An 8,720-nucleotide genomic window follows, 5' to 3' on the forward strand; every position below is an offset into this window, starting at 1 on the left:
CGGCGCCGAAGGCGATGTTCAGGTCGTGCTTCTCGGCGATGGCGCGGGTCGCGGCGGCGACCGCGCGCTTGAACGGCTCGACGGGGCTTTCTGGACGGGCCATGGCGTCAGGCCGGGCCGGTCAGGAAATGCGGATGTTGGCAGCGGATTCCGGCAATTCCTTGCCGAAGCAGCGCTGGTAATATTCCGCCACCGTCGCCCGTTCCACCTCGTCGCACTTGTTGAGGAAGGTGACCCGGAAGGCGAAGGCGACATCGTTGAAGATGCGCGCGTTCTCGGCCCAGGTGATCACCGTGCGGGGCGACATCACGGTCGAGATGTCGCCGGCGATGAAGCCCGCGCGAGTCAGTTCGGCGACGCCGACCATGGCCGAGATCGTCTTCTTGCCTTCCGGATTCTGGAACTGCGGCGACTTGGCGAGAACGATCGCCACTTCCTGATCCTTCGGCAGGTAGTTCAGGGTGACGACGATGTTCCAGCGGTCCATCTGGCCCTGGTTGATCTGCTGGGTGCCGTGATAGAGGCCGGTGGTGTCGCCAAGACCGACGGTGTTCGCCGTGGCGAACAGGCGGAAGGCGGAATGCGGCCGGATTACCCGGTTCTGGTCGAGCAGGGTCAGCTTGCCCTCGACCTCGAGGATGCGCTGGATGACGAACATCACATCCGGGCGGCCGGCGTCATATTCGTCGAACACCAGCGCCGTCGGGTTCTGCAGGGCCCAGGGCAGGATGCCTTCGCGGAATTCGGTGACCTGGCGACCTTCCTTCAGGACGATCGCGTCCTTGCCGACGAGATCGATGCGGCTGATATGGCTGTCGAGATTGATGCGGATGCAGGGCCAGTTCAGCCGGGCGGCGACCTGTTCGATATGGGTCGACTTGCCGGTGCCGTGATAGCCCTGGATCATGACGCGGCGGTTGTAGGCAAAGCCCGCGAGGATCGCCAGCGTGGTTTCCCGGTCGAAGCGATAGGTCTCGTCGAGGTCCGGCACATATTCGTTGGGCACCGAGAAGCCGGGCACTTCGAGATCGCTGTCGATGCCGAACACCTGACGGACCGAAACCTTGATATCGGGCTTGCCGTCAGGAGTCACGGCATGGGAGTTGGAAGTCATGATCGGTCAATCCTACTCGGCTGATTACCTGGCCAATTCCTCACGCATGAATCCCTTGTCGCGCAGATGACGATAGGCGTCGATGACTTTGCGCAAGCGCGCCTCGGCGGCCTTGTCGCCGCCGTTGCGATCGGGATGGTAGCGTTTTACGAGCGCCTTGTAGCGGGACTTGACGTCCGGGGCACTCACGCCGGCGTCCAGTTCGAGAACGGCGAGGGCTTCCTTGTCCTCGGGCGACAGGCGCCTTGTCTCAGGCACGGCGCCGTTCCTTGCCGTGCCGTCGATACGATAGCCGGCCTCGCCCAGCAGATCGAAGGGATCGTGCGCCCCATGCTCGGCATGATGCCGGGCCTGGGAGCGGCCGCCCGCCCGCTCGCCCAGTTTCCAGGTCGGGCGGTGCCAGGTGGCGTTCTGGGACTGGTAGGTTTCGATCTCGTTGGCCGCCATGCCCTCGAACCAGTTCCATGTCCGGTTATACTCGCGCACATGCTCGAGGCAGAACCACAGCGGCGAGTCGTTCGGATCGCGCGAGCGCGGCGCCCGGTATTCGCCCGCGCAAAGGCACCCCTCGCTGGCGCAGGGGCGCAGCGCGGCGGAGTCGCCAAGGCCTTTGGCCCGACGTGGATAAGCACTTTCCTTACGGGGCATCCGCGGATTATGGGTGCGCGGCACAGCAGGCACAAGGTGGCCCGACAATTAAGACGGCGCCGCGACGTCACAGAAGGAATTCACCATGCGCATGGCCGACCGAATCCGCGCGAGACTCGAAACCGCCCTCGATGGCGCCGTCGTCACGGTGGTCGATGATTCCGCCCGCCACGCCGGCCATGCCGGCGTGGCGGGCGAGGGGGGCGAGAGCCATTTCAACGTCCGCGTCGTTGCCCCGGCCTTCGCCGGCCAGGGCCGGGTGGCGCGCCACCGCCTGGTCAACGGCCTGCTGGCCGAGGAATTCGGCAAGGGGCTGCATGCCCTGCAACTGACCCTGCTCGCGCCCGGGGAGTAAATGGTCCGGTCCGGAAGCCGGGCCGTGCGGAATTGATCTGTCGCAACGGTGCCCGGGCGCCCGCGTCGTATAGCTGTGCGATCGGCGGGCGCGAAGGGACAGGGCCATGGATTTCATCGGCACGAGTGGCAACGACACGCTGAACGGTACGGACAAGGTCGACAGGTTCGAAATGACCCAGGGCGGCGTGGACAGGGTCAACGGCGGTGGTGGCAGCGACTTCTTCTACTTCGGCGCCACGCTGACGGCCGACGACCGGGTCAACGGCGGCAGCGACACGAGGGAAGACGAGAATCTTTATCTCGCCGGGGACTACAGCGCCGGTCTGGTCCTTGGCGCGAACACGGTCCGCAATATCGACAGCATTCATCTGACGAGCGGCTACGACTACGGCCTGACGCTGAACGACAGCAATGCCGCCGCCGGAAGCGTGATGAACGTGAAGACTTACGCCACGGTCACCGTCGATGGCGGAGGGGCCGGCCATTCGGTGCGGGTCGACGGCTCGGCCGAGCATGATGCCGTGCTGATGTTTCACGAAGGCGCGCCCGACAGCGAATTCATCGGCGGGTCCTTCGGCAACGTCGTCCACAGCTATTACGGCGGCCACGATATCTTTCGCGGCGGCGCGGGCGCCGACTCGTTCTACATCCACTCCGGCTACGATGCGTCGGACGTGATCCTGGGCGGGGCGGGCAACGATCTTCTCGAGTTGCACGGCGAATTCTCGGTCGGGCTCATTTCCGTCAACTTCACGGGAACCCGGCTCGGCGGGATCGAGAATATCGTCCTGTCCTGCGACTACCACAATTCCTTCCGCGCCGTGTTTTCCGATGCCTATGCGGCAACGGGCGAGGTGATCCATGTCGGCTCCCTGACCCGCTTCAGCGACGCGCCCGAGACCAGCGTCTACATCAGCGCCAGCCGCGAGACCGATGCCTCCTATGCCATGTCGGACGGATGCGGTGACGACACGCTGATCGGTGGTGGCGGCAACGACGAATTCAGCGTGGTCGAAGGCGGACTCGACCATGTGCAGGGGCGCGGCGGCGACGATGTGATCACTTTCGGGAAATTCGCCAACGCCGGCAGCATCTTCAACGGTGGCGACGGCATGGACACGCTTCGGGCCGGTGTCGACGCCGTTCTCTGCGTCATCGACATCGCGGCGCGGGTGCTCACGATCAACGGCGAAGCCGCCGGCCGCATCGGCGAGGTCGAGAATGCGGTGGGCAGCGGTCGGAACGACAGGCTGTTCGGCAACGCGCTCGACAATGATCTGCGGGGTGGCGGCGCCCAGGACCGGATTCTCGGTAACGACGGCGATGATCGGCTCCACGGCGATACCGGCAACGACAAGTTGTTCGGCGGGGCGGGCGCGGACAGGTTGTTCGGCGGCGACGGGCTCGACCGGCTCGACGGCGGTGCGGGTAATGACCAGTTCGAAGGTGGCGCGGGTAGCGATATCTTCGTCTTCGCCCGGGGCGGCGGCGTCGACACGGTGACGGATTTCGTCGATGGCGAGGACATTCTCGACCTTCGGACCAGCCCGGCGGGCGATTTTGACGATGTCCGCGCTCACATGGCCCAGGTTGGCGCCGATGTCGTGATCACCTATGGATCGGACAGTCTGGTCATCGCGGGGGCGAGCATCGACGGCTTCGATGCCGGCGATTTCATGCTCTGAACCGCCCGGTATTGTCCCTTGTTGGCGATGCGGCCGGTGTTAACGATGTGACGGCCGCACATTCGATGTGACGTGTGAACAAAAGCCGCATCCAGCTTTTGCCTGCATCTTCCGTGTGAACTATAGGAAGCCATCCCAATCGCGGGCGCAGAGACCACATCATGAATTTCACCGGCACGATCAATAACGATAGCTTCACGGGAACCAGCAGCGCCGATCTCTTCGAGATGGCCCAGGGCGGCACGGACATCGTCAACGGCAAGGAAGGCGACGATCAGTTCAATTTCGGCGCCACCCTGACGGCGGCTGACCGGGTTATCGGCGGTGACGGCTATGATCATGTGACCCTGCAGGGCGACTACAGCGCCGGTCTCGTGCTCGCCTCGACCACCCTGCGCTATGTCGAGAGCTTCGAGATGACCTCGGGCTTTTCCTACGACATCACCATGAGCAACGGTAATCTGCTCGCCGGCGAGGTCATGACGGTCAGCGCCTATGGCGTCGGCTTCGGCGGCAGCGGCCATTACTTCCACTTCGACGGCTCGGCCGAGACCGACGGCAGCTTCAATGTCTCGGACGGTTACGGCAATGATATCCTGATCGGCAGCCAGGGGGGCGACAGCCTGTCGATGTCCTATGGCGGAACCGACCATATCGACGGTCAGGGCGGCGGTGATGTGATCATGGCCGAGAATAATTTCGGTGCCGGCGATTTCATCAATGGTGGCTCGGGTAGCGACATCGTTTATTTCCGTGGCCTGCAGTCCGGCACGATCCAGATCAACGGCGGCAATTTCCAGAATATCGAGACGCTGGCGGTGGTCGGCGACCATGGTGCGACCTTCCAGGTCGCCGACACGCTGCTCGCTGCCGGCCAGTGGCTGAACGTCGACATGCGCAGCGTGCTGGCGGGACAGACCGTCGCCTTCCTCGGCTCGACCGAGACGGACGGCCGCTTCGACTATTATGACGGCGCGGGCGATGACCATTTCACCGGTGGCGGCGGGGCCGATCTCTATCGCGGCGGCAATGGCGGCACGGACATCGTCTCGGGCCTCGGCGGCGACGACGTCATCAGTTTCGGCGGCGACCTCGATGGCGCCGATACCATCTGGGGCGGGGCGGGCTATGACACCTTCGATCTGACCGGCAATCTCTCGGCCGGCGTCCATTTCGGCGATGATGGTCTCGTGGGGGTCGAGCGTGTCGTGCTGCGCGATGGCTTCACCTACAAGCTCTTCTTCGCCGACGGCAACCTGAACACGGACGAGGGGCTGCTGGTCAGCAGTTCCGGCAATATCGGCGCCGGCAATTACGTCTATCTCGACGCCAGCGCCGAAGTCGACGCGTCCTACACGATGTATGACTCGAACGGTAATGACACGCTGATCGGTGGTGGCGGCGGCGACGTGTTCTGGTCGCTGGCGGGCGGCAAGGACAAGGTCGTCGGCAATGGCGGCAATGACACATTCGTCGTCAACGGCCCGCTCGATGCCAACGACAGCTACAACGGCGGCGCGGACATCGACACGGTCTCGCTCTATTATGCGACCAAGGGCGGCGTGGTCGACCTGTCGACCGGCAAGATCTCGATCGGCGGCGTCGCCGGCGGCTCCGTCACCCAGATCGAGAACATTGGCGGCTCGGGCTATGCCGATACGCTGATCGGCAACAACGCGGCCAATTTCATCGACGGCGGCGCCGGTAACGACACGATCTCCGGTGGCCAGGGCAATGACGACCTGCGCGGTGGCGCCGGGGTCGACACGCTCGACGGCGGCGCCAAGGACGACATCCTTTATGGCGATGCCGGCAACGACACCCTTCTTGGTGGTCAGGGCCTCGACGATCTGTTCGGCGGCGACAATACCGACCGGCTGGACGGCGGCATCGGCAATGACGACCTGACCGGCGGCGCGGGGCGTGACACCTTCGTCTTCGCCACCGGAACGGGCGTGGACACGGTGAAGGATTTCACCAACAACTTCGATTATCTGGACTTCACCGCCAGCGCCGCCAACAGCTTCGCCGATATCCAGGCGCACATGAGCCAGGTCGGCGCGGATGTGGTCATCGCCTTCGGCACCGACAAGTTCATCATCGAGAACACGAATATCGGTGTGCTCGACGCCAGCGACTTCCTGGTCTGACCGAAAGAATGCCACCGGGACGATCCGTCCCGGTGGCATCGGCCCGCGCCGAATGTTTCGCATCTATCGAGAGCATAATTTCCAGGAGCAACTTTTAGGTCACGTCGCAAACTGACGTATGTCTATAATGCACCCGTATGAGTGGTTACGCGGGGCAGGCCATGCGTGTGCGCAACGTGAAGATCAAGGGGCACAGGACCAGCATCAGGCTGGAGCCGACCTTGTGGGACGCGATCGAGGATATCTGCGAGCGCGAGGGTCTGGGGCTTGACGATCTGTGCAACCGGGTCGCGACCGAGCGGCCGGGTCCCAACTTCACCTCGGCCCTGCGCTGCTGGGTTGTCGACTATTTTCGCGGAACCCTGGCGGCGGCCTGAAGTTCAGGCCGCGCGCAATACCCGATCAACCGCCGCGACCGGCACATCCTGGGTGATGAAGGCTTCGCCGATGCGCCGGGCCAGGATGAAGGTCAGCTTGCCATCCTTCACCTTCTTGTCCTGGGCCATGTGGTGGATCAGGGCTTCGGGCGTCAGTTCGGAAGCGATCAGCGCCGCGTCCTCGATATCGGACGGGGAAACCGGCAGGCCGACGGCGGCCATGTGGCGCCGGGCGCGCAGGGCATCCTGTCCCGGGCAGAGGCCGAGATCGACCGACAGATCGAAGGCGAGGCGCATGCCGATGGCGACCCCCTCGCCATGCAGCAGGCGCTGGCCGAAGCCCGTCGCCGCCTCGAGGGCATGACCGAAGGTGTGGCCGAGGTTGAGGAGCGCGCGCTCGCCGGTTTCCTTCTCGTCGCGCGAGACGACGCCGGCCTTGGCGCTGACCGAACGGCGCACCGCCTCGATCCGGGCCGCCTGGTCGCCATCGACGAGGGCCGTGCCATGGACTTCCAGCCAGTCGAAGAAGCCTGCATCGCCGAGCAGACCGTATTTGACCACTTCGGCATAGCCGGCCAGCAGTTCGCGCCGGGGCAGGGTTTCCAGCAAGGCGGTATCCGCCAGCACCAGACGCGGCTGATGGAAGGCGCCGACCAGATTCTTGCCCTGCGGCGTGTTGATCCCGGTCTTGCCGCCGACCGACGAATCGACCTGCGACAGCAGCGTGGTCGGCACCTGGATGAAATCGACGCCGCGCTTGGCGATCGAGGCTGCGAAACCGGCGAGATCGCCGATCACGCCGCCGCCCAGCGCCACCACGGCGTCGCGCCGCTCGATGCGAAAATCCAGCAGGCGGGACAAGACCTGTTCCAGCACGGCGAAGCTCTTGCTGCCTTCGCCCGCCGGCACGATGATCGTCTCGTGCCGGATGCCGGCGCCATCGAGGCTGGCGATCGCGCGACCCAGATGCAGCGCGGCGACATGCTCGTCGGTCACGATCAGGGCGCGGCCCCGGGGGAACAGATCGCGCACGCCCTGGCCCAGCCTGTCGATCACCCCGACGCCGATATGAACGTCATAGGCGCGGTCACCCAGGGCGACGGGGACGGTCACGTTCACGGGGTCAGCCATGCTCTATTCCTTGCGCGCGGGCCACGGCCGCGAGGACATCGTCGACCACCCGGTCGTGCGGTCCATCGATGCTTTCGACCGTGAGATCCGCCTCGGCGTAGACCGGGTAGCGGATATCGATCAGCCGGGCGAGGACGTCGCGGGGATCGCCCTTCTTCAGCAGGGGACGGTTGTTGCGTTTCTTGACCCGGCGCACGAGGACGTCGAGATCGGCCTTCAGCCAGATCGACAGGGCGGAGGCCTTGATTCGGGCCCGCGTCTCCGGGTCCATGAAGGCGCCGCCACCGGTCGCGAGGACATGGGGCGTGTTCTCGGTCAGCAGGCGGCCGATCACCCGGCGCTCGCCGTCGCGAAAGGCGGCTTCGCCATGGCGCTCGAAGATCTGGTCGATCGAGCAGCCGGCGGCGGTCTCGATCTCGGTATCGGCGTCGATGAAGGGGACGTGAAGGCGTTGCGCCAGCCGCTTGCCGACCGAACTCTTGCCCGCGCCCATCAGGCCGACCAGCACGATGGTGCGGGTCAGGATGAAAGGCGGGTGAGGCGGAACCGGGGCTTCGGCCAGCGGGTCCTGAATATGCGCGTTGTCGTCCACGGGCGGAATGTGCCCGCTGGCAGCCGATCTTTCAAGGGCAGCGGCCTCGTGACGGCATGTCCGCGGCAAGGGGCGCCCCTGTGCTTGTCCTCGCGGTGGCCGGCCCTTAGAGTGGGCGGGGCTCCAGGGGATTCGCTTGCCGTGGCAGGCCCGCCGCCGGCCCGGGATGCCCCATTCCCGCCTCACATGGATGTCAGTTTCCGGTCATGTCCAAAATCATCCTTTCCCTGGCCGCCGTGCTGGTTGTCGCCGCGATCGGCGGGGCCGTCTACCTTGCCACCTTCAACCCCCCCGTCACGCGCGAGAGGGTGGAGCAGGTGCTGCCCAATGACCGTTTCCCGGAATAGGGCGGCACTCCAGCTTCTCCTTCTGTCCTGCTCCGCCGCTCTGTCGGTGGTCGCCTCCGGCGCGTCCGCGCAAGGATCCGGCGGCCCCATGAGCCTGCTGCCACCGATTCTCCGGGACCAGGGGCCGGTGGCACCGGATCTTGCCCCGGCGCCCGCGCCAGCCCCCGTCCATCCCACGGAACTGGCGCCGCTTCCGGGCCTCGACACGGCGCCCCCGCCGACGATTCCGCTTTCGCCCCCGGCCGAGAGTTTCACCATGGCCCCAAGCCCTGGTGCTGCCGCGCCCTGGCTGGCGGGCGATCCGGCGCCCCTGTTGCGG

10 protein-coding genes and 1 pseudogene are annotated in these 8,720 nt (G+C 65.3%); 6 read left to right on the forward strand and 5 right to left on the reverse strand.

Annotated features, from left to right (window positions below; all coding sequences use genetic code 11):
* From WAZ62_RS03640 to WAZ62_RS03650, 3 genes are all read right to left on the reverse strand, one after another.
* The coding region (locus WAZ62_RS03640; protein ID WP_422642182.1) for a hypothetical protein at positions 1-103 on the reverse strand (103 nt) is incomplete at its 3' end.
* An 18-nt stretch (positions 104-121) separates the two neighbouring features.
* Positions 122-1,114 (reverse strand): cobaltochelatase subunit CobS, encoded by a 993-nt coding sequence (gene cobS / locus WAZ62_RS03645; RefSeq protein ID WP_422642174.1) that lies wholly within the window; start codon positions 1,112-1,114, stop codon positions 122-124.
* Positions 1,115-1,138: 24 nt separating this feature from the next.
* Entirely contained in the window at positions 1,139-1,762 is a 624-nt protein-coding gene (locus tag WAZ62_RS03650) for a J domain-containing protein (RefSeq protein ID WP_422642175.1), read from the reverse strand.
* 85 nt (positions 1,763-1,847) lie between these two features.
* Between WAZ62_RS03650 and WAZ62_RS03655 the strand changes: the two genes are divergently transcribed.
* From WAZ62_RS03655 to WAZ62_RS03670, 4 genes are all read left to right on the forward strand, one after another.
* A complete protein-coding gene (locus WAZ62_RS03655; RefSeq protein WP_422642176.1) occupies positions 1,848-2,117 on the forward strand; it encodes a BolA family protein in 270 nt (89 codons plus the stop codon).
* Between the two features lie 106 nt (positions 2,118-2,223).
* Entirely contained in the window at positions 2,224-3,804 is a 1,581-nt protein-coding gene (locus WAZ62_RS03660; RefSeq protein WP_422642177.1) for a calcium-binding protein, read from the forward strand.
* 161 nt (positions 3,805-3,965) lie between these two features.
* Positions 3,966-5,954, forward strand: a complete 1,989-nt coding sequence (locus WAZ62_RS03665; protein ID WP_422642178.1) for a calcium-binding protein — start codon at positions 3,966-3,968, stop codon at positions 5,952-5,954.
* 161 nt (positions 5,955-6,115) lie between these two features.
* Positions 6,116-6,331, forward strand: a complete 216-nt coding sequence (locus WAZ62_RS03670; RefSeq protein WP_422642179.1) for a ribbon-helix-helix domain-containing protein — start codon at positions 6,116-6,118, stop codon at positions 6,329-6,331.
* Between the two features lie 3 nt (positions 6,332-6,334).
* Here the strand turns inward: WAZ62_RS03670 and aroB are convergent, their stop codons facing one another.
* Complete coding sequence (gene aroB / locus WAZ62_RS03675; RefSeq protein WP_422642180.1) at positions 6,335-7,462, reverse strand: 3-dehydroquinate synthase; 1,128 nt, start codon at positions 7,460-7,462, stop codon at positions 6,335-6,337.
* Positions 7,455-8,036, reverse strand: coding sequence for a shikimate kinase (locus tag WAZ62_RS03680; RefSeq protein WP_422642183.1), 582 nt, complete (start codon positions 8,034-8,036; stop codon positions 7,455-7,457). The genes aroB and WAZ62_RS03680 overlap by 8 nt, the downstream gene beginning before the upstream one ends.
* 224 nt (positions 8,037-8,260) lie before the next feature.
* Here WAZ62_RS03680 and WAZ62_RS03685 point away from each other — a divergent pair, with 224 nt between their 5' ends.
* Positions 8,261-8,401 (forward strand): hypothetical protein, encoded by a 141-nt coding sequence (locus WAZ62_RS03685; protein ID WP_422642181.1) that lies wholly within the window; start codon positions 8,261-8,263, stop codon positions 8,399-8,401.
* A gap of 88 nt (positions 8,402-8,489) precedes the next feature.
* A pseudogene (locus WAZ62_RS03690) lies at positions 8,490-8,720 on the forward strand (hypothetical protein); the annotation flags it as partial.

Origin of the sequence: Zavarzinia sp. (assembly GCF_049306435.1) — a bacterium.
GTDB lineage: Bacteria > Pseudomonadota > Alphaproteobacteria > Zavarziniales > Zavarziniaceae > Zavarzinia.

Bases quoted from the DNA above. Each gene is read 5' to 3' on its own strand.
- cobS (WP_422642174.1), bottom strand. From the start codon at position 1,114: ATGACTTCCAACTCCCATGCCGTGACTCCTGACGGCAAGCCCGATATC.
- WAZ62_RS03650 (WP_422642175.1), bottom strand. From the start codon at position 1,762: ATGCCCCGTAAGGAAAGTGCTTATCCACGTCGGGCCAAAGGCCTTGGC.
- WAZ62_RS03655 (WP_422642176.1), top strand. From the start codon at position 1,848: ATGCGCATGGCCGACCGAATCCGCGCGAGACTCGAAACCGCCCTCGAT.
- WAZ62_RS03660 (WP_422642177.1), top strand. From the start codon at position 2,224: ATGGATTTCATCGGCACGAGTGGCAACGACACGCTGAACGGTACGGAC.
- WAZ62_RS03665 (WP_422642178.1), top strand. From the start codon at position 3,966: ATGAATTTCACCGGCACGATCAATAACGATAGCTTCACGGGAACCAGC.
- WAZ62_RS03670 (WP_422642179.1), top strand. From the start codon at position 6,116: ATGCGTGTGCGCAACGTGAAGATCAAGGGGCACAGGACCAGCATCAGG.
- aroB (WP_422642180.1), bottom strand. From the start codon at position 7,462: ATGGCTGACCCCGTGAACGTGACCGTCCCCGTCGCCCTGGGTGACCGC.
- WAZ62_RS03685 (WP_422642181.1), top strand. From the start codon at position 8,261: ATGTCCAAAATCATCCTTTCCCTGGCCGCCGTGCTGGTTGTCGCCGCG.